At 45.4% G+C, this 20,945-nt stretch carries 14 protein-coding genes; 4 read left to right on the top strand and 10 right to left on the bottom strand.

Annotated features, from left to right (window positions below; translation table 11 throughout):
* The first annotated feature begins 733 nt into the window (after window positions 1-733).
* Complete coding sequence (locus tag BGP75_RS07985; RefSeq protein ID WP_158070073.1) at window positions 734-3,268, top strand: DUF4214 domain-containing protein; 2,535 nt, start codon at window positions 734-736, stop codon at window positions 3,266-3,268.
* A 97-nt stretch (window positions 3,269-3,365) separates the two neighbouring features.
* On the opposite strand, the gene BGP75_RS07980 is transcribed toward BGP75_RS07985, so the two are convergent.
* Both BGP75_RS07980 and BGP75_RS07975 read right to left on the bottom strand, forming a co-directional pair.
* A complete protein-coding gene (locus tag BGP75_RS07980) occupies window positions 3,366-3,956 on the bottom strand; it encodes a DUF1287 domain-containing protein (protein WP_143821008.1) in 591 nt (196 codons plus the stop codon).
* A 58-nt stretch (window positions 3,957-4,014) separates the two neighbouring features.
* Window positions 4,015-4,851, bottom strand: coding sequence for a LysR family transcriptional regulator (locus BGP75_RS07975; RefSeq protein WP_076717374.1), 837 nt, complete (start codon window positions 4,849-4,851; stop codon window positions 4,015-4,017).
* Window positions 4,852-5,109: 258 nt separating this feature from the next.
* On the opposite strand from BGP75_RS07975, the gene BGP75_RS07970 reads away from it, so the two are divergent.
* From BGP75_RS07970 to BGP75_RS07960, 3 genes are all read left to right on the top strand, one after another.
* Entirely contained in the window at window positions 5,110-6,654 is a 1,545-nt protein-coding gene (locus tag BGP75_RS07970) for an aldehyde dehydrogenase family protein (RefSeq protein WP_076717371.1), read from the top strand.
* A gap of 322 nt (window positions 6,655-6,976) precedes the next feature.
* Window positions 6,977-8,260: a threonine ammonia-lyase IlvA gene (gene ilvA, locus BGP75_RS07965; protein WP_076717369.1), complete on the top strand. Its 1,284-nt coding sequence runs from the start codon at window positions 6,977-6,979 to the stop codon at window positions 8,258-8,260.
* A gap of 678 nt (window positions 8,261-8,938) precedes the next feature.
* On the top strand, window positions 8,939-9,892 hold the full coding sequence (locus BGP75_RS07960; protein WP_076717367.1) for a LysR family transcriptional regulator: 954 nt from the start codon (window positions 8,939-8,941) through the stop codon (window positions 9,890-9,892).
* A 648-nt stretch (window positions 9,893-10,540) separates the two neighbouring features.
* Here BGP75_RS07960 and BGP75_RS07955 read toward each other — a convergent pair.
* The 8 genes from BGP75_RS07955 to BGP75_RS07915 all read right to left on the bottom strand — a co-directional run bounded on the left by BGP75_RS07955 (window position 10,541) and on the right by BGP75_RS07915 (window position 20,944).
* Window positions 10,541-11,464 (bottom strand): porin, encoded by a 924-nt coding sequence (locus tag BGP75_RS07955; RefSeq protein WP_076717365.1) that lies wholly within the window; start codon window positions 11,462-11,464, stop codon window positions 10,541-10,543.
* Window positions 11,465-12,119: 655 nt separating this feature from the next.
* Complete coding sequence (locus tag BGP75_RS07950; protein ID WP_076717362.1) at window positions 12,120-13,316, bottom strand: iron-containing alcohol dehydrogenase; 1,197 nt, start codon at window positions 13,314-13,316, stop codon at window positions 12,120-12,122.
* Window positions 13,317-13,411: 95 nt separating this feature from the next.
* The gene (locus BGP75_RS07945; RefSeq protein ID WP_143821007.1) at window positions 13,412-15,418 is read right to left on the bottom strand and encodes a methyl-accepting chemotaxis protein; all 2,007 of its coding nucleotides are present in this window, start codon (window positions 15,416-15,418) and stop codon (window positions 13,412-13,414) included.
* A 333-nt stretch (window positions 15,419-15,751) separates the two neighbouring features.
* Complete coding sequence (locus BGP75_RS07935; protein ID WP_076717356.1) at window positions 15,752-17,491, bottom strand: ABC transporter substrate-binding protein; 1,740 nt, start codon at window positions 17,489-17,491, stop codon at window positions 15,752-15,754.
* 286 nt (window positions 17,492-17,777) lie between these two features.
* Window positions 17,778-18,050: a DUF2160 domain-containing protein gene (locus BGP75_RS07930; protein ID WP_076717353.1), complete on the bottom strand. Its 273-nt coding sequence runs from the start codon at window positions 18,048-18,050 to the stop codon at window positions 17,778-17,780.
* An 83-nt stretch (window positions 18,051-18,133) separates the two neighbouring features.
* Entirely contained in the window at window positions 18,134-18,940 is an 807-nt protein-coding gene (locus BGP75_RS07925) for a carbohydrate ABC transporter permease (protein ID WP_076717351.1), read from the bottom strand.
* A gap of 10 nt (window positions 18,941-18,950) precedes the next feature.
* Entirely contained in the window at window positions 18,951-19,817 is an 867-nt protein-coding gene (locus tag BGP75_RS07920) for a carbohydrate ABC transporter permease (protein ID WP_076717349.1), read from the bottom strand.
* Window positions 19,814-20,944: an ABC transporter ATP-binding protein gene (locus tag BGP75_RS07915; RefSeq protein ID WP_076717347.1), complete on the bottom strand. Its 1,131-nt coding sequence runs from the start codon at window positions 20,942-20,944 to the stop codon at window positions 19,814-19,816. The genes BGP75_RS07920 and BGP75_RS07915 overlap by 4 nt, the downstream gene beginning before the upstream one ends.
* Between the last annotated feature and the right edge of the window lies 1 nt (window position 20,945).

Here is a 20,945-nt window from a genome sequence, read left to right as displayed (position 1 = left end):
TACAGGGATATTATTCTTTGAGCAACTCTCATTAACACTTGTTTGAAAGTGAATCAGTCTAATTCAATTGCCTAAAAGGAATATTTTTACGACTTTAATAGTTGAATGAATATTCATTAATATCCACACGTTAGAAGATAAACAACTGTTTTAACAGATGAAATTTCTTCATGGCTGAATATCAATATTTGTAAATTAAGGTGTCTGCGGCCCAGTCACTCTCCTTTAAAAAAACTTCTACGACAACTGCAAAAAAGTTATCGGTAAGCACCCAGACTGACCATCTCAACTACATAAGACAATTTGAATATTAAGTTAGACACTTTAAATTCAGTCGCTCATAAAACCGTTTGATCACCGACTCTCCAGCGCGTTATGATCCTGTGCCCTTAACTATCGACATGGACATGGAGGCAGTCGCTTAATAATTAACCCACTTCAGGTTTTCTCATCCGATCCGGATAGGTTTTGTTGTTCAACTGAATCAAGAATGCTCTTGCAACCTCGACAACGACAACAATTCAGCTCGATAGCAAACAATTACGGGTAGTTGACAAGCACAATCACTTTTTTTGCTTGTCGTAGATTTATTGGACTAATTATCAGGACACATGGAATGACAGACTCTACCAGGCAAATTGATAACAACACTAACAACACCATAATTGATATCAGTGCCAGTCCAAACATACCGGACTTGAATGCTGAGTTACAGACAGCAGTCCAAACTCCAGTGGATCAGACAGACCTGGAAGATCTGTTTAATCAGTCACCTGTAGTTGCAGACTTTGTGCAAAAAACCTATATCGCTTACTATGGTCGACCTGCCGACCCAGAGGGTTTTAATCACTGGTACGACAGCCACCAATCCAATATAGAAGAACGAGAATCCAACCCCAACACCTCTATCTATTTAGAAGCCGGCCTTAGAGCGTTTGAGACTTCTGTCGAGTTTTCCGAACGCTTTAGTGATATCAGCACGAAGGCACTTATTAATAATGTTTATCAGAATCTTTTCGGTGAACCTCCTGAACCAACAACGCTTCATACCTATGCATACGGAATTGACAGGGGGTACGAAACATTACAAGCCGTTGTTTTGGAATTAATTGATAAAACAACTAATGAACACAATCCTTATGCCAGCGCTGCTACAACTGTCGCCAATGAACTGACAACCGTATTCAATCAGCTTTCAGCCCATATAGACCCAGGCCGATTTGCCCAATTCTTCTCTGATATTCCTTTGCAACATGACTCCGACGGAACTGTTTCCGAAACCAATTTAAATGAAATTGTGATTGGGTTTACCCAATTTGCTGAAGGTGAAACGACTATAAGTACATTGGAAGTCCAGAAGATGTACGTAGCCTACTACGGCAGACCGGCAGATCCAGCAGGAATGGCGCATTGGCAAACGCTGTTGGATCGAAACAAAACCAACTATACGTTCGAAGGGAAAAGCCAAACAGTTACTGATTTTTTTGGTGATTCAGCTGAATACACTAATTACTTCGGTGATATGAATAACAGCGAATTGGTGGACAGCATGTTTCAGCGGATGTTTGGCCGAGATGCCGATCAGGAAGGTATCGAATACTACGAGCAGTTGTTAAATACCGGGGAAGCTAACTTAGTTTCGGTTGCTTTACAAATTGCCGATGGCGCAACAGGCGCGGATTACACTAGCCTCCAAAATAAAATCCTGGTATCCAACGCTTTTACTCAACGCGTTGAAGCCACTGACAGTGTGTATGATGATTCTCATATTACTGCTGCTAAAGAATTGCTCTCTCAGATAACAGCCGATATAGATACAGCTGCAACTGTAGTTGGTGATTTTTCTACAGTAATTTCTACGCTCGGTGATGAAGCATCACCATCCTATGTTACAGATCGTCTATCAGGTACTTCTGGAGATGACATTTTAGTCGGCGATAGCGGAGAGAGCTGGTTCAAGCCAGGGAAAGGCAGCAACATTATTGTCGCCTCAGAGGGATCAGGGATTTCTTATGAAGACAGCACCTCTGCAGTAACCGTCAATATGACTGACGGAATAGCGACAAGTGAAGATCTAACCGATTCTTTTTCTGGAATAACTCGGATCAGAGGCTCCGAGTTTGCTGATGAGATGCGAAGAGGAATAAGTAATGACGATTCAAACAGTAGCATTATCTCCTATCAAGGCGGAAAAGGGGATGATTACATCGAAGGAGGCGGAGCAACTCAAGATGAAATCAACTACTACGATGAAGGCGGGGAAAGCAGGATTGTTGTTAGCCTTAATACATACAACACCAGTCAGATCATTGATACTTATAATAATACTGACACGATTTCAAATATCGACTCGTTCGTAGCCACTATCAACGATGATGTTTTTACCGTCAATTCCTCAATAAATCACTGGGACATGTTTGTTCCTGTAGAAAAAACCTTTATTGGACTTGCCGGGCAGGATACATTTTTTGGTCGTGGTTTTTTCCACGTAACTGTTGATTACTCCCGAGATGCAGTGTACAGAAATAACGAAGGAAATCTGGGAGTTAATGGAATTACAGCAGACCTAAGAACTGGACAAATTATTGACGGCTATGGGGATATCGACACCGCCGTTAATATCAACTCTATCATCGGGACAGCATTCAGCGACACTTTTCTATCAGCAGACAGTCATAGTATCACTCTACACGGATTAGCAGGCGATGATCTGATAGAAGGTAATGGCAACACTATCCTAGATTATTCTTTAGATCATATGCACAAAAGTAATTCTGGAGAGTTCGGCGCAAACGGCATCATAGTTGACCTAGATACTGGAACGATTATTGATGGATTTGGAAACACTGACTCGGTTTCCAATATTGCGAAAGTGCTAGGTACTGATTACAGCGATACCTTTATTGGCAGTAACGGATCATTTTTCGGCGACGGCGGTGATGATGTTATTACCGGAGGAAATGGAGATAACTGGATAAACGGAGGTGAAGGAAACGACCTGTTAACAGGCGGCGATGGTAAAGACAATTTTTACTTTGGTTCGGACCTAATAGAAGGTGCGGATAACATAGACACAATTACTGATTTCACTTCTAACGAAGATCAACTGATTTTATTTGATGTCGCTGAAGATTTTTCTGAGCTGGTAATTAATTCCTACGAAAATCAGACCATTATTGAATACGGTAGCAATAATCAGATAGTACTGACGGGTGTATTGTCAGTTTCTGAGTCCGATATACGGCTCGATCACTCATACCTATATTAAGCAACCTACAAATGAGTCCCTTCGAGCTCAAACGTAAAAAGAGTCATAAACAAGCATCTGTTTATGACTCTTCGTAACACCTCATTCTACTCAATGACTATTCCGGCACATACCGGTAATGCCCCGTGATCTGGTAATCAAACAACATATCGCTTAACTCGGGCCCACGGCCGATATTATGAGAAATCAACGGATTTCCTGTAACCGAGTTGATTCTATCGGTAACGATTCCAATATGAGGTAGATTTCCGGGTAACATCCAAGTGACAAGATCACCAGCAGCATAGTCGCTGTTATTTGATGTAACAGGGAGTTTTTGCCCTTGCCGAGTAAAGAACGTCTGCAAATTGGGAACTCGACGATGGTCTATATTGCGATCAGTAGAGCTAAGTCCCCATATTCGCTTTGAAGGATAAGCAGCAAAGTTACTAGACATATCCTCGTGAACCAATTTCTGCAAATCGGTGCCGATTGCGCGATAGGATCGAATAACCACATCGGTGCATACACCGGTATTTTCGGGTACATCTCCGCCTGGATATTTTATGGAAACATAGGCGCCATCATAGCGGACCTGATGGTTTGTTCTTTCAATGGCCGCCGTCACAAGGTCTTCTTGGAAGGACTGCCCAAAAGCACTTTGTGTCGACCACACTATGAGCATCAAGATTAGAATTCGTTTGATCATTGCCTAAGACTCTCTATATTACCCAAACAACGTCCTATTCACCCAAACAACTTGCGACTCAGGTTACATCTTCTTGAATCTTATCAATTGCAGCCAATAACCCCTGGGGCAGTGATTTGTCTTTCAGGTACGCCAGACCGACTACACGCTCAAGTTGCAGATTATCCACTTCCCGAATAACCAAGTCCTTACGATCACCCACAGAATCACGCGGGACGATAGAAGCGCCAAGACCCGCCGCAACTAAATCCAACGCATACTCTTCTGTCCTGACTGTCGCCTTTATATTGAGATTAACACCTTCCTTTTGCACGGCAAATTGCCAGGTATCGGTAATATCGCAGGGTTTTCGACTGATAAATGGTAGATTATTCAAGTGTTCCAGCACCACCGTTTCCTGCATAACTAAGGGGTGGTCCACTGGAACCACCAGAACATAACGATCAACCCAGAGTTTATGAAAAGCTTCGTTAGATTCTAAAATAGTACTGGAGATAATCCGGACATCAGACTCCTGAGTTATATCCACTAAAGTCAAATCCAAGCCAGGCATATTTTGGATCAGTTCTTTGATGATGCCACTGACCTTTTTGCCTGATAAATAAGGCATTAATGCTAATCGTAATGGAAGATGTTCAGCTTCGTCCCGGAACAGTTCTTTAATCGATTTCACATCCGAGAGTACTTTACAGGCATGAGGATAAAGTCGTGTCCCCTCCACCGTCGGAGTAACTCCCTTTGAATGTCGCAAAAATAACGGACATTCAAGCTCTGACTCCAATTGCTGAATGGCTGTTGATATCGATGGCTGTGCAACAAAGCAACGCTTTGATGCAGCGCTCAAGCTCAGCTCTTCATAGACTGCAACAAAATACCGAAGCGAGCGCAAATACATGGACTAATTGACCTTCTTTTTCAGAATCATCTAGCCTTTTGATCTTAGATGAATTCCCGGGATGGTAACAGTAAGTTTCTGATTGATTCAACGCCGTGCCAGTGCCTGCAACGAAATGTCCCCAGACCTCGTTATAGCGAGAATCTAGACCCCCTTCAGAAAATCTCTATTTCCCCAACTAATCACGGATCTATACCATGGTTGTAACCTATCCAGCGTATATAACCATTCCAGCAGCGATTCATCAAAGGGATATCCATGCAAACTACCTTCTTACAGAATCTTGGCATCGACAAACTGCAATCTAACGGCATATATAGCAGCATCATTAGCAGTGAAATAAAAGCAGCCGGAGAAGGCTCCGAGTTTGGTGTCAGTTCCCCGATCGACGGCATGGAAGTCGCCCGTTTCAGAAATGCCACCCCTGCCCAGCTTGAACAGCTGATCGTTCAGGCTGAGAATGCTTTCAAACAGTTCCGCAGTACTCCTGCCCCTCTTCGGGGAGAACTGGTTCGTCGTATCGGTGATATTGCTCGCACTCACAAAGAAGACCTGGCAAAAGTGATCACCTTGGAGTCGGGCAAAATCATGCCTGAAGCCTTAGGTGAGGTACAGGAATGGATTGACGTCTGTGACTTTGCCGTTGGTCTGTCCAGACAACTTCATGGCAAAACTATCGTTAGTGAGCGCCCCGGTCACCGAATGATGGAGCAGTGGCACCCACTCGGCCCGGTCGCCGTTATCACCGCATTCAATTTTCCGATGGCTGTCTGGGCCTGGAACAGCATGATAGGTCTGGTTTGTGGCAACAGCATAGTGTTCAAGCCCTCTGAAAAGGCGCCGTTGTGTGCCCTGGCCTGTCAGGCAGTTCTGGAAAAAGCGCTGGAATCAATGCCAGAACTCCCCAAGGGTATCTCCAGCGTCATCGTCGGCGATCGTGAGATTGGTCAGTTAATTGCTGATGACCAACGCTTCCCACTTGTTTCCGCTACCGGCTCCACCGCAATGGGAAAGAGTGTTGCCAAGGCAGTAGGTGCCCGCCTGGGACGCTCACTGTTGGAGCTGGGAGGCAACAACGCCATGATCGTTTCAGAACATGCAGATCTGGATCTGGCTCTCCGCGCAATTGTATTTTCTGCCGCAGGTACCGCAGGCCAGCGTTGCACCACTCTACGGCGACTAATTACTCATGAAACCGTTCAGGAGGATTTAGTTGAACGTCTCAAGAAATCTTACGCTTCCCTGCCTATTGGTGATCCCGGTAAAGAAGGGACGCTGGTGGGACCACTGATTGATCAACAAAGTTTTAATACTATGCAATCAGCATTGAAAAAGGCTGTCGATGAAGGTGGAGAAATACTATTTGGAGGCGAGCGGGTAACTGCTGGTGTAGCGGAAGGAGGGTATTATGTACGCCCGGCAATCGTCCGTATTAAGCATGATGCGACTGTTGTTCAGCAGGAAACTTTTGCCCCTATTCTCTATATCATCACCTACAGCACTCTTGATCAGGCGATTGATATCCAAAATGAAGTTCCCCAGGGGTTATCTTCTGCAATCTTTACAGAAAGCATGCGAGAAGCTGAGTTATTCATGTCCCCTGCTGGATCAGACTGTGGTATCGCCAATATAAATATAGGTACATCAGGAGCAGAAATCGGTGGTGCTTTTGGTGGCGAGAAAGAGACCGGTGGAGGCAGGGAATCCGGCTCAGATTCATGGAAAGCTTATATGCGCAGAACAACCAACACCGTCAACTACGGTGGAGAACTACCTTTGGCACAGGGTATTGTGTTCGAATAAACGCAAGCCATATCAACGCAATTACGCCGCTTTATCTACTGTCTCTTTACCGGCCAGATCTAGCTGTTGACAACGTTCAATAAATAGAAGAGCATCGGACGACAGTCAGAAAAGAATTGATCAATGAAAACAGTTACAAACTACAACGCAGCCATTATCAGCATCATTCCATGGAGAATGGTGGGATAGGCTGTGTCGTAACAACACTCAAGAAACCCGCCCCTAGCTGGCGGGTTTTTTTATCCCTATAAAAAAGTTCGCAACAGCTGGCTGACTACGGGTTTCCATATGTCCCTACAAATTAGAATATGGAGAACTCTTAATGAAATCAGTATCTGCCATCGGACCAACGGCTGACCACTACTATCCTGCGATGGACGACATCCGAAAAGCCGCTGAGGTTCTGAAACCTGTTGTGAACCGCACCCCTCTGATGAGAAATCACAACCTAAGTGAGCAATACGGTGCAGACATCTATTTAAAACGAGAAGACTTGCAGTTAGTCCGCTCCTATAAAATTCGCGGTGCTTACAACAAGATCATCAACCTCACAGCAAATGAACAGCAGCAAGGAATTGTTTGTGCCAGCGCCGGAAACCATGCACAGGGTGTTGCCTATGTTTGTGCCCTTTTAAAGCTGAAGGGCACTATTTTTATGCCAACCCCGACTCCAGCCCAGAAACAGCAGCAAGTTCGCAACTATGGTCAACAATGGGTTGACGTTCGAATGATCGGTGATACCTATGATGATGCATACAGCCATGCTATGGAGTTTTGTAAAATCAACCATGCTAGCTTTGTACACCCATTTGATGATTCCAAAGTGATTGAAGGTCAGGCATCCGTAGGTATAGAAATTCTCGACCAACTGGAGCAACCGGCCGATTTTGTACTAATGCCGGTTGGCGGTGGTGGCCTGGCATCAGGCCTATCATGCTGTTTCAAATCTTTATCTCCGAAAACAACACTGGTCGGCGTGGAGCCTGAAGGGGCTGCTTCCATGAGCACCTCAATCACAATGGGAAGTAACCAGACCCTGGATCAGATTGATACCTTTGTAGATGGCGCTGCCGTTAAGCGTGTCGGAGAAAGAACTTTTGAAATCTGTCGGCAAAATCTGGACGCAGTCCTGACCGTGCCCGAAGGCAAAGTCTGTTCTACATTGATGCAACTCTATAACCAGGAAGCCATAGTTGCAGAACCCGCCGGTGCGCTAACCACAGCGGCTTTGGACTACTATAAAGATGAGATTCGTGGAAAAACTGTCGTATGTATCCTGAGCGGCGGCAACAATGACATTCTCCGAACAGAAGAAATAAAAGAACGATCGCTACTGTTTGAAGGCCTGAAACATTACTTTATCGTCAACTTCCCACAAAGGGCAGGAACATTACGAGAGTTTCTGACAGAGGTTTTAGGCCCTGATGATGATATCTCACACTTCGAGTACGCCAAGAAAAACAATTGCGACAGAGGACCCGCATTAATAGGTATTGAACTGACGAAAAAGGAGGATCTTCAGAGGTTATTAACGCGGATGAAAGACAGGCAGATTCGCTATGAGTACCTTAACGACAAGCAGGATCTGTATCGACTCTTAGTCTAAGATATTGATAGCAAGCGCTGATATTGGTAATGAATGCAACCCCCTGTAAATAAATCCGGCGCCTCTGATTTCAGATATCCCGTACGTTAGGAGTAGCCGGTTATCAATGCAGCGGTTACGGCCTGACAGCTTGCCTGTCAGATGCTGCAACGCTGACACCTGGCTGCTCTTCTCTCCTTAGAGGGTGTTTTAGAACGTCCCAACACGCTAAACGAGTTCCTTTATTAAAAACCAGGCCAAGCCGAATCTTTTTTTCGTAATTTTGTAAGCATATTACATTGAGCATGCGTAATATTTGATAAAAGCAAGTACTTAACAGCAAGAAAAAACCGTATATTGTTGTAAAAACAGGCAATAGTCTGGCAAACATAATGCTGACATGACTATCTTAACAGCAAACAAATCACTAGATTACGTTATTTAAGAACATCTTAAGATGTTTTGTTACAATTAAGTGCTTCTTTGATCATAAATAGCAGTGTATTATATAAAAATAATTACATTTTCATGACATAAAGAAGAAAGCTGATCGACAACCTCTCAATGTGTTGTTTAATTACCCAACACAGCAAGCACAGTAGGTTAGCTTACTAGCGACTCATGGCTCTGTCATCGGCGCGCTCAGTCCAGGTCTGAAAACAAATAACAAAAATAACTACAAGAAAAGGTAAGGCTCATATGGAGCTCAAGTGGTTACTGGATTTTGTAAGCCTCGCAAATTCAGGCAGTTTTTCTCACGCAGCGAAAGAGCGTAACGTAACACAATCCGCTTTCAGTCGAAGAATTCGCAGTCTCGAAGGCTGGTTTGGTGCGGAGCTTGTTGATCGCTCTAACTACCCCGTATCCCTGACAGAACAGGGTGCCAGTTTTTTGGAAACCGCCCGCCGGATGATCAGAATGGCCTATAAGGTTAGGGATGATCTCAGTGATGAAAACAGCAGAACTGCCGCAACCCTCGACTTTTCAATGGCATCCGACCTCCCTGCACATTTTTTTCCTTCTTGGTTAAGGCAAATGGAACCTTCGATAGGTCGCATTAATGCACGTATCAATCCGGATTTTAACGGTTATCTCGGAGCTGTCGATTGTCTGACCCAGCAAAAAAGCGATTTTTTGGTGAGCTATGACAACACCTTTAATGAATTAAGTTTCGATACCGGGAAATTTGACGCCCTGACTATTTCAGAAGATGTTCTGGTACCGGTCTGCTTAAAAGAGCTTCAGGAGGGTCAAAGTTTGCGCCTTCCTGGAACTTCAGAACACTCATTACCATATATTGGCTATATCCCCTGCTCTTTTATCGGCAGAGCCTTGGCCGAGATGTTCAGTCATTCAAAAGAAACGGTTCATTTGGATACCCGTTACGATTCTCCCTCCGCTGAACACATCAAGAATATGGTATTGCAAGGGTTTGGTATCGCCTGGTTAAACCGCCTTTCAATTCAAAAAGAACTCGACTCGGGACAGTTAACCTGCATTGGCGATAGCCGATTCCATATCCCGCTGGCCATTAAAATCTATCGCTGTACTTCCAATATAAAACCAGAAGTCCTAAAAACCTGGGATGTACTGGCAGGCCATTATTCATCAAAGTCCCAAATCAATGCGACCCGCCAGGTAAACTGGAACTAGGGAACCTAAGAAACAGACCTGCCCCCGAAGAGTGAGTCTTGGGAAGGATTCACCGTTCCGCTATGCAACCTTCCACGCTCCTATACACTCCAGAACCCGCTGAGAATATAGTAGACATATTCGCGGTTTATTAATACTGCCATTTCTGCTCTGGGATTTAATAAAGATACCCGGTATATTTTGGGGCTTTTATATTAATCAAACAAATACGACAGCTTTACTTTATTAGCAGGAAGAGTCAATTAGCAAGAATAATCTATCAGTTAGCATTAGCGATAGAGAAGCAGCAATAGAGAAGTAGAAGTGCAGAGACATAAACCTGAAGAATAAGGGAAAGAAATTATAATAACCTGAATAATATAAAGAAGCCGGGGATATTCTGGTGAAGGGACCAAATCCCCGGCCAAGATTGTCAAGAATAGATTCCCTAATATCGAATACTCGAAATTAGTTTTACTAGTATGTTTTGGGTACGTTTGGAATACTCAAAAACTGTTTCACCTAGGGTTAACTCCGGTGAAGGGCCAGAGTTATTTTTGGTGTTATTGGAATACCATTCCTAACAAAAAATGTTACTAAAGGGCCTCTTATTATACTGAAAACTGAAGCCCTTCGGTCTGATAAGAAAACTAAGAAACCTAAGCTAAATTAGAAATTGATATTGTACTCAAAAGTCAGAGCATCATTGCCAGCACGACTACCCGTATCACTGTCAAAATCAGCATACTCAACACTCACACTGGCCTTTGCCCCAAGTGCGTAACTCGCACCGATAATAGCAACACTATTATCATTTGCATCACCATTGGCCTCGTCAATGTCCTGGTATTCTACAAACAAGGTGGTTTTATCCAGACCGTAAGTTCCGCCAATGGTATAGACTTCAACATCATTAGCACTTGAGGCGTCAAAGTCCTTCTCCTGATAATTCGCACCGACAGAGAAGTTATCCATTGAGTACACCAGCTTGACACCGGTCACATCATACGCATCATCAACATCATATTGCGCCAGTGCAGCCTCAATGCCATTGCCGGTATAGGTGAACGCAAGAGCCAATGCATCCAAATCATCTTCACCAACATCACCCGCATCCATTACGGCACCAATGGCAAATTCAAAACCGTTACGTGGCAGCGTCGCGTAGGAAATACCGTTACCAAAGCGATCTTCAGTCAAGCTGTAAGTACCACCATGCTTACCAGCGAAGCCCAGGTCCTGAACTTCTGCCGGGTTGTTCTGGCGACCAAATGTTGTTTGTCCCCAATCCCCCTTCAAGAATACCAGAGACTTTCTTACCGCCACATCGGCACTTGAGTTTGCAGCAGTACCGGATGCAGCATCAGCCGCGAAGTCCCACTCAATCTGAAATCCTGTCGTCAGGCCATCAATATCATTATCAACCGTTCCCTTTACTCCTAAACGAGTAGTAGACATCTCTGCGTTCAAGTCAGTATTGTCTGCTTCAGTCAGGCGAAACTGGGCTTGACCATAGAGTGTCGTATCAGCCTGGACCAGCATTGGAGCGGCCATTGCACCAGCGATGGTCAGTGCGATCAGTGACTTCTTCATTAATATTACCCTTCTAAGTTGTGACTTATTAAGTTGCTGTACTTATTCCAGACGCTCTTAAAACTGATCACCTGGAAACAAACTGAATCTGTAAGTTATTCGGGTGTACTACAGGATAGGTTCGGCTATTTACAACAGACTGAATTTCCTAAATTCATAAATTAGATTTTTTAGTTAAAGTAGTGAACTAACCTAGTTTCTTAGGTTCCTATCGTTGAATAACCAAACAACGCCGACTAAATTAGCGAATAACCCCACTAGAGATCCAATGTCAAAAATGGGAAGAGTGTTGCTTAAAGGGAATAATGAGTAGATATCTTTATTTTTCTCTGATTATTCAGAAAAAACAGGCGTTAGAAGGATCTTTTTTAAGAAAATATGGAAAATGGATAAAATTGTATGCTAAAGAAGAAATAATATATTCGATAAATGAATAATGTAAAGATCGCTTTTCTTTACAGACGATTAATAAAAACCCACTAAATAAGAAAAATCTTAACTTTAGTTTCTTAGCAGCAAGCAATAAAATTTCTGGATAGTTTTGTCTGTTGTCAGTGATTTTGATAACAGGGCAGGGCCCCTATGATCACTATCCTATTAAAGCCAGAGCCCCTTGAGATCCAGGTGACTTGTTGATAGGTTCCTTAGCTGGAGGTCATAATCGACTAAGCAGAACCTGCTCCAGTTCCAAATTTGTCAAAATCAGCGGATTAGTTTTCATACTGTTACCCCCGCTTTCAGCAACAATAATGCTTATATCAGCCTCCTCCATACCGTAATGACTCAACCTGGGGATCTCCAGTATTTCAGTCCAGCGCCACAGGGTATCAACGAGCTGACTCAATGCTTTAGATTCATCCGAATCAGTTTGCCCGAATAAGAGCCTTCCAACCCGGGCATATCGATCAAGAGCAAACGAGTCTGGTTGACGCTTTTTCAGGGCAGCGATATTGGTTTCGGTTACAGCAGCCAAAGTCGTCCCACAGGCAACACCATGGGGAATGGGAAAATGAGCACCTAAAGGTGATGCCAAGCCATGTACAGCCCCCAAACCGGTTTGGGCCAGACAGATACCAGAAATCATAGAACCATAAGCAAGATACTCCGGCCCCGACAGATCAGCTTCTGAGTGCTGACTGAACCCAAGAAGAAAGTACTCTATTCCACTGAAAGCCAACGCATCAGTGATAGGATTGCTTTTTGGGGAGGTGTAGGCTTCCAGCAGCTGCGTAAAGGCGTCCATCCCGTTAGCAATCAGCTGTTCCCTGGGACAACTCGCCAACAGATCTGGATCAATAATGGCCAGCTGTGCCGTTAATTTCTCATCACGAAAGGATTTCTTGAACCCTCCTTCAGTCGAACTTAATACTGCATTCTTGGTCATCTCACTGCCGGTACCGGCGGTTGTCGGCACAGCAATGTAAGGTAAAGAGGGGCCGGTATAACAGATACCACGCCCGACTCCTTCTAAATGATCCATTACTGAATTTCCCTGAGGTAACAGCCCGGCAATGGCCTTGGCCGCATCCAGCGGACTCCCCCCGCCGATACCAACAACAACGTCAAAATGTCGGTCCCTGTGTTCAACAACAGCCTGATCGATCCATTCTGGAGAAGGTTCTCCGGGAATTCGAATCAAATCCCAGAGAATACCCGAGTCTTTTAGCTCAGCCTTTAACCCGGCCCAATGGGGTCCACGAGTAAAGGATTTACCACCCGTTACGATCAGGACCTGCTTACCATAAACGGCAATTTCCGCAACCAGTTGAGCAAACGCTCCTTTCCCAAACTGGATTCTGGGAAGACGGGATATGGCAAAATTACCAATGGAAATGCTGCTGTCTGACTTCATAAAGCTGCTCTCAATTGAGGTACTAAGTTAGAGGTATGTACAGCCCCTGCGCTACGGACCAGTGAACAGTGAATCATAAACCTTCTGACTGACTATCAGGTCCTGAATCGCTGCACCATCGCCTCAATCTGTAACATCTGTTCCTTGAGTTGCTGGCCATTGCTGGCCAGGATCTCTATCTGAGTGAAGTTATCACTGGCAACCGAGCTAATCACATTAATATTTCGCGTTACTTCAACAGCGACATGTTGCTGCTCTTGCATGGCACAACTGACCTGATCAGCAGTCGCACGAATCTCCGACATATTGCTACGGATTGTATTCATCTCTGATGACGCCTGGTGAATCAACGTTTTGCTGGCATCCAGTTGTTTACGACTACTATCCATCGCCCCAACCGCCTGATCAGAATCCTGATTCAACTGAGCAATCATTCCACGTATCAGCTCAGTACTACTGGCTGTTCTCGATGCCAGTTCACGGACTTCGTCTGCGACTACCGCAAATCCTCGGCCCTGCTCACCGGCACGAGCAGCTTCAATTGCTGCATTCAGCGCCAGCAAATTAGTCTTATCTGCAATTTCTTCAATCACTCGGGTAATAGTGCCAATCTCTTGCGCTGAGGATGCCAGCTTTCCTACGACACTGGAAGTCTCCGCCATACGGCTGTCCAAGGAGTCGATAGTCGCAAGATTCTGCTCCATTATCTGCTGGCCACGATTGACATCTTCATCCACAGAGTTAGCTAATTCCTGGCTGTTGACCGTATTACGGGCGACTTCGCCAATCGCAGCCTCCATTTCTGTAATAGCGGTGGCAACGCTGGTAATCTCTTGATTTTGCTGACCAAGTCTCTCTCTTACTAAGTCAGAAACCTGCTGATTCGAATCAGAGACTGCTGTCAGCTCTACCGCTGACTGACGTAACTCGGAAAGTATTTTCTGCATGGATGTAATCAGGACATTAATGGATTTCGCCAAGTCGATAAATTCACCACTATGGCCTCGTTCCATTTTTTCACTAAAATCCCCTTCAGCCATGGAGGTTACTTTGCTCAATGTCGATTTCAACGGCGTTTTGATTAGCCTCGCCAATAACAAAGAAACGATAACGGTTGAAAGCAGAGCAATAACCAAAATACCCAATGTGAAGCTTGCGGATGTTGCCGACGTCGCCCTCAACTGGTCCGACGAACGATTGACTCGAGATTTACCGTAGTCAATTACGCTGGCCAGAACCCCATCAACATGTCCAATCAGTGTTGAAACTTTTTGCATTTCCTGGCCGATCATGTCCAGGCTTTTTCGGTAATTAAAATATTGCCCGATAATTCCTTCATCACTGTTGAGCCCTGACAGATAGTGTTCATGGTCCTCTTTCATCGGTGCAAGCTCTGGGACTTCTTCCTGCAAGTCTGCCATATCTTCACTAAAAGCTTTGGTATTGAAACGAATACGCTCAACTAACTCGGCCAATTTCTCAGGCTCCGCTGTATTCACCATTTTCATAACCAGAAATTCTACGTTGGAGAAGCGATTCATAATGGTGGTTACCAACTCTGAAACGTAAATATCCTCCGCGGCCATTTTGCGTGACAACTTACTGACCAGCTGTTTCATTTCCGCTGATTGCAACAATAAGTTTGATAACCCAGCTTGTATTTGGCTGGCAACCTGAAGACTGCCAACGAGCAACTGCTTGAGTTGATCAGCTTGAGTCGTCAGTTGTATAAAGTCATTATTTATAGCAGCAAGCGGCTCTTCGAGTCCGGAGCTGTGGGAGTACTGCTGTGCATGATCAGTAAGCACCAGCAGTTGATCAGAAATCTTTTTGAATTGTTCTTGCGCCGCTTGGTACTCAAGCTCCACTTCTTCGGTGCTTTCCAGTTTAGCCAGATCCAGCACCAGCTTTCCTGCTCTAAGACTGTCAGTAGCCAACTCTGCCGCCTGACTTTGAATCGGAAATGCATCTTCAGAGATCAGCTGCACCTTGGCAGTCATTTGCTCCAGCATCCACCAGTTACTTCCTCCCAGAAGCAGAATGACACTGCAGAGAAATCCAAATCCAATATACATACGAAGGATAATAGAGAGTTTTTTCACGGGGACGGACCTCGGCTTGGTTTGTTGTTTTTTTGCATGGCCATGCCTGGCTGGATAGTCCAAACGAACGCATCTCACAGGTTCGTCAAAAAGTGGCTTTCAAAGAAATACACTGGCTGCAAAAAGCCAATAAAGGCTTTACTGGCCGCTTTGGAATGAAATGGAACCCAACACTGTACGTAATAGCGTACAGTGTTGGATCACCTGGGTCGGGTTTGATAGTCCGGGTCGACGAAATGCCGATTAGGCACAGAACTCTGCTCGCCGCCCCCTACATATCTGCTATCAGAAATCGACCGCTGACTTACGAACTCTTAACCTACAAGCTCTGATTTACTTAGAAGCCTGCTGCCAGCTTTTCAGTAGAGTGTTGTAGTCAATGGTTTTGCCCTGTGGCTTCTCATTAGCCAACTTGGCCTTAGGAGAACCCGGCTGACTCAACCAATAGTTCGCATCACGCTTGGCATTCAGTTTAGGACCACATTCGCCCTGAACACCTGCACGCTCAAGACGCTTAAGGACTTTATCCTGTGCTTTGGCCAGTCCATCCAGCGCTGCCTGAGGCGTTTTCTCGCCACTGGCTGCTTCCGCAACATACTGCCACCACAGCTGAGCCAGCTTGGGATAGTCAGGAACATTAGTTCCGGTTGGCGTCCACTGAGTCCGCGCAGGACTGCGGTAGAATTCAACCAGACCACCCAGCTTAGGTGCAGCATCAGTCATAGCCTGAGAATTGATATCAGACTCTCGAATTGGCGTCAGCCCCACAAGCGTCTTCTGTAGAGAAACTGTCTTGGATACGGTGAACTGAGCGTACAACCAAGCTGCCAGACGACGCTTTTCAGGTGTGGAGTTCAGGAATGTCCAGGAACCAGTGTCCTGATATCCCAACTTCATACCCTCTTGCCAGTATGGTCCCTTCGGAGAAGGAGCCATTCGCCATTTTGGTGTGCCGTCCTCATTTACAACCGGCAAACCTTTCTTGTTCATCGCGGAAGTAAAGGCGGTGTACCAGAAGATCTGCTGAGCAATAGCACCCTGTGCAGGTACAGGACCCGCTTCACCAAATGTCATGCCCTGAGCTTCAGGTGGCGCGTACTTTCGCAGCCAATCCACATATTTGGTGGTAGCATAGACAGCGGCCGGACCGTTGGTCGCACCTCCGCGCTCAACACTGGAACCTACAGGACTGCAACCTTCGACACGAATTCCCCATTCGTCAACTGGAAAGCCGTTCGGTAAGCTCTTGTCACCCGCGCCAGCCATGGAGAACCAGGCGTCCGTGAAACGCCATCCCAGGGACGGGTCTTTCTTACCGTAATCCATGTGTCCGTATACGCGCTCTCCATCAATTTCCTTAACGTGGATAGAGAAGAACTCAGCGATATCTTCATAGGCAGACCAGTTCTCTGGTACACCCAGCTCATAGCCATAGATTTCCTTGAATTGCTTTTTAAGGTCATCTCGCGCAAACCAGTCAGCACGGAACCAATACAGGTTGGCAAACTGCTGGTCAGGCAGCTGATAGATTTTTCCGTCAGGTCCAGTAGTAAAAGACAGACCGATAAAGTCTTCCAGATCAAGCGTCGGTAAGGTGTAATCCTTCGCCTCTCCTTTGATCATATCGGAGATAGGAACAACTTTACCGTAACGGAAGTGAGTGCCAATCAGATCGGAATCATTGATGTAGGCATCATAGATGTTACGATCCGACTGCATCTGTGTCTGCAGCTTTTCAACCACATCACCTTCCTGGATCAGATCGTGAACAACTTTGATTCCGGTGATTTCTTCAAATGCTTTAGCCAATACCTTTGACTCATATTCATGAGTCGCAATGGTTTCGGAAGCCACATTGATTGTCATGCCGCGAAAAGGCTTACCCGCTTCAGTAAACCAAGCCATTTCCTTCAGCTGCTCAGCTTGATTCAGAGTAGAAGCGGTGAACTCCTTATTCAGCCATTTTCCGGCAGCATCAGAATACTGGTCGGCATTTACCGTCATGCTCATGGTCGCCATAGAGATGGCCGCACTAAGCAAGAGCATCTTTGGCAATTTTTTATTGTTTTCCATTTTCAACCTCTGTTGGTTTATGGTCATGGATTATCGCTGTATCAACACTCAGGTGTGTATTCAACAGCAAAGTGTGTCAGTTGCTACTGACAGATGAGACTGGCTATTCACTTCATACAATCTGACAAAAAGACGTGGTTACGATGTGCATGAAAATGCTGTCGCCACGCTGCTGCCAATAGGTATTGAGTGTATTTTCCATAGTGTCTCGCTACTCTTCACTCAGCCAGGGCATGAGCAAAGCCTGTAGTTCTTGGTTTAGTCACTGTCTTAGTCGGTTGTATGCCTACCCCCATCGGAGCAAACAAAGCAGCCAGACAACGCAGAGCGCTAAAGGAATAAACAGTGACGCTTCGGAAAAGCCGACAAACAACAAGTGCACATAAGCACTGCTTAGCAGACCGATAAACAAACGGTCTCCTCGGGTCGTGGGTATCGGTAAAAAACCTTTTCGTTCAGTACAAGGCACTTTGATTTCGTAGAAGGTCATACATGCCAGAATCGCTGCAATGATGCTGAAAAAACTGGCCGTTACCGGTGTCCAAGCCATCCAACTCATGATCGTTCTCCTCAAAAATATATCTAATAAGCGGTTATCTACAGGTACCTGAGTGACACCTGTAGATCAGGCACTTATCGTAATTAAACCCGTCCCAGAGCAAAGCCCTTGGCAACATGATTTCGAACGAAGTAGACCACCAAAACACCAGGGATAATGGTTAGTACACCCGCAGCGGCCAACACTCCCCAATCAATCCCAGAGGCAGTAACCGTTCGTGTCATGATCGCAGCAATCGGTTTCGCTTCTACTGAAGTCAGGGTCCGGGCTAATAAGAGTTCAACCCAGGAAAACATAAAGCTGAAGAACGCTGTTACACCAATTCCTGAGCTAATCATCGGAATGAAAATGCGAATGAAAAAACGAGGAAAGCTGTAACCATCGATATAAGCTGTCTCATCAATCTCACGAGGAACTCCCGACATAAAACCTTCCAGAATCCATACAGCCAATGGAACACTGAACAGGCAATGGGCCAGAGCAACCGCAATGTGGGTATCAAACAGCCCAACAGATGAGTAAAGCTGGAAAAAAGGCAGCAAGAATACTGCGGGTGGTGCCATCCGGTTACTCAGCAACCAGAAGAAAAGGTGCTTATCACCGACGAACTTATAGCGGCTAAAAGCATAAGCGGCTGGTAATGCGACCAGTAGCGTAATGACCATATTCATCGCTACATAAGTCATTGAGTTTACGTACCCCATGTACCAGGAAGGGTCCGTGAAAATAGTTATATAGTTGTCAAAGGTGAAATCCTGAGGCCAAAGGGAAAGTCCGCCCAGAATCTCCTCATTATGCTTGAACGACATGTTCAGCAACCAATATATCGGTATCAGTATGAATAAGATAAACAGACTCATACCAAAGGATTTGCGCTTACTATGATTCATGGTGAGCCTCCTATTTATCTTTATCCATATGAGTGATAGTGGTGAAGAACAGCCAGGACACCAGCAACACAATCAGGAAGTAGATGAGCGAGAATGCGGCAGCTGGCCCCAGATCAAACTGACCAATCGCCATTTTGGTTAACGTCTGACTCAGGAAGGTCGTTGAGTTACCGGGTCCGCCACCGGTCAATACAAATGGCTCGGTATAGATCATAAAGCTGTCCATAAAGCGCAGCAGAATACCGATCACCAAAACACTTTTGAGACGAGGGAGTTGGATATAGCGGAAAATTGCCCAGTTTGAAGCCCGGTCAATATGAGCCGCCTGGTAAAAGGCATCCGGTATCGCCCGCAAACCGGAATAGCACAACAGTGCAACCAGAGAAGTCCAATGCCAAACATCCATCAATACAACGGTTACCCAGGCATCGGCCGTGTTGGAAGCATAGTTGTAGTCAATTCCAATACTGTTAAGAGCCCAGCCAAACAAACCGATATCTGCCCGGCCAAAGATTTGCCAGATAGTACCTACCACGTTCAATGGAATCAGCAGTGGTATAGCCAGCAAAATCAAACACAGTGATGCCATTCTGCCTTTGGTTGGCATCATCAGGGCAACAGCGATGCCCAATGGTACCTCGATCAGCAACACCGCAAAGGAGTAGATAAACTGGCGGACTAGTGAGTCTTGCAGGCGTGAATCCTGTAGTACTTCACGGTACCATTCAACCCCCACAAAAACGGCTGTATTAGCATCAAAGATATCCTGTACCGAATAATTGACCACTGTCATCAACGGTACCACAGCGGAAAACGCCACCAGTAAAAACACCGGTAGCACAAGCCACCAGGCTTTATTGTTTTCTACCTTGTTCATGCGTGAGCCTCCTCTACCACCTGATCTTCAACCGAGGGTTCTTCAACCAAATAGTCATCTACGTAAAGTTTCAGCCATTGTTCCGGGAAACTAACGTAGGCTTTGTTTACCGGAACATCGTGGTCTTCGCCCAGGCGAACCTTGATATCCTGTCCACCCAGTTTCAGCGTCAGGATTTTGTAAGTACCCAAATCCTCCATGTGCAGTACGTCACACTCGTATGCATCCTCTGTGGCTTTATCCCAGACATGCACGAACTCTGGACGAATACCAATTTTGATGCTGTTGTAAGGCACTTCGCTGAGGATCTTGTTCAACTCGTCGCTAAGCGGAACCTGGATACCATCAAAGGCAACACCACCAGCAACAGGCTTAACGTCGATCAGGTTCATCCCTGGACTACCGATGAAATAACCCACAAAGGTATGATTCGGGTTTTCAAACAAATCACGCGGTGTACCAAATTGAACAATTTGACCGCCATACATAACCGCAATTTTGTCAGCAAAAGTGGAAGCTTCCAGCTGATCGTGGGTTACATAAACCATAGTGATATTGAACTGCTCGTGAATCTGTTTGAGCTTACGTCGCAACTTCCATTTCAACTGCGGATCAATAACCGTCAGTGGCTCATCAAACAGAATTGCGGAAACATCATCCCGAACAAGACCACGCCCCATAGAGACTTTCTGCTTCTCGTCCGCAGTTAAGTTCTTGGCTTTCTTGTTCAGCACAGGATGCAACTCGAGAATTTCAGCAATCTCGTGAACTTTGGTCTGCACCTTGGCTTCGGCAACGTTCATGTTTCGCAACGGAAATGCAAGGTTTTCAAACACAGTCATAGAATCGTAAATCACAGGAAACTGGAAAACCTGTGCGATATTCCGATCCTGAGGAGGCAAGTGCTTAACGTCTTTACCGTCGAACAGCACATCACCATCAGAAGGAGTCAACAAACCGGAAATGATATTTAGCAAGGTGCTCTTGCCGCAGCCGGATGGCCCCAGCAGCGCATAGGCTCCCCCCTGTTCCCAGACATGATCCATTTCACGAATGGCATAGTCTTCTGGTCCCGTTGGTGTCTTACTATAACTATGGGCCAAGGCTTTCAGATGTATTTCTGACATG

Source organism: Motiliproteus sp. MSK22-1 (assembly GCF_001968815.1).
In the GTDB taxonomy this organism is placed as follows: Bacteria; Pseudomonadota; Gammaproteobacteria; order Pseudomonadales; family Balneatricaceae; genus Motiliproteus.
This window is presented reverse-complemented; position numbering and strand designations above follow the sequence as displayed.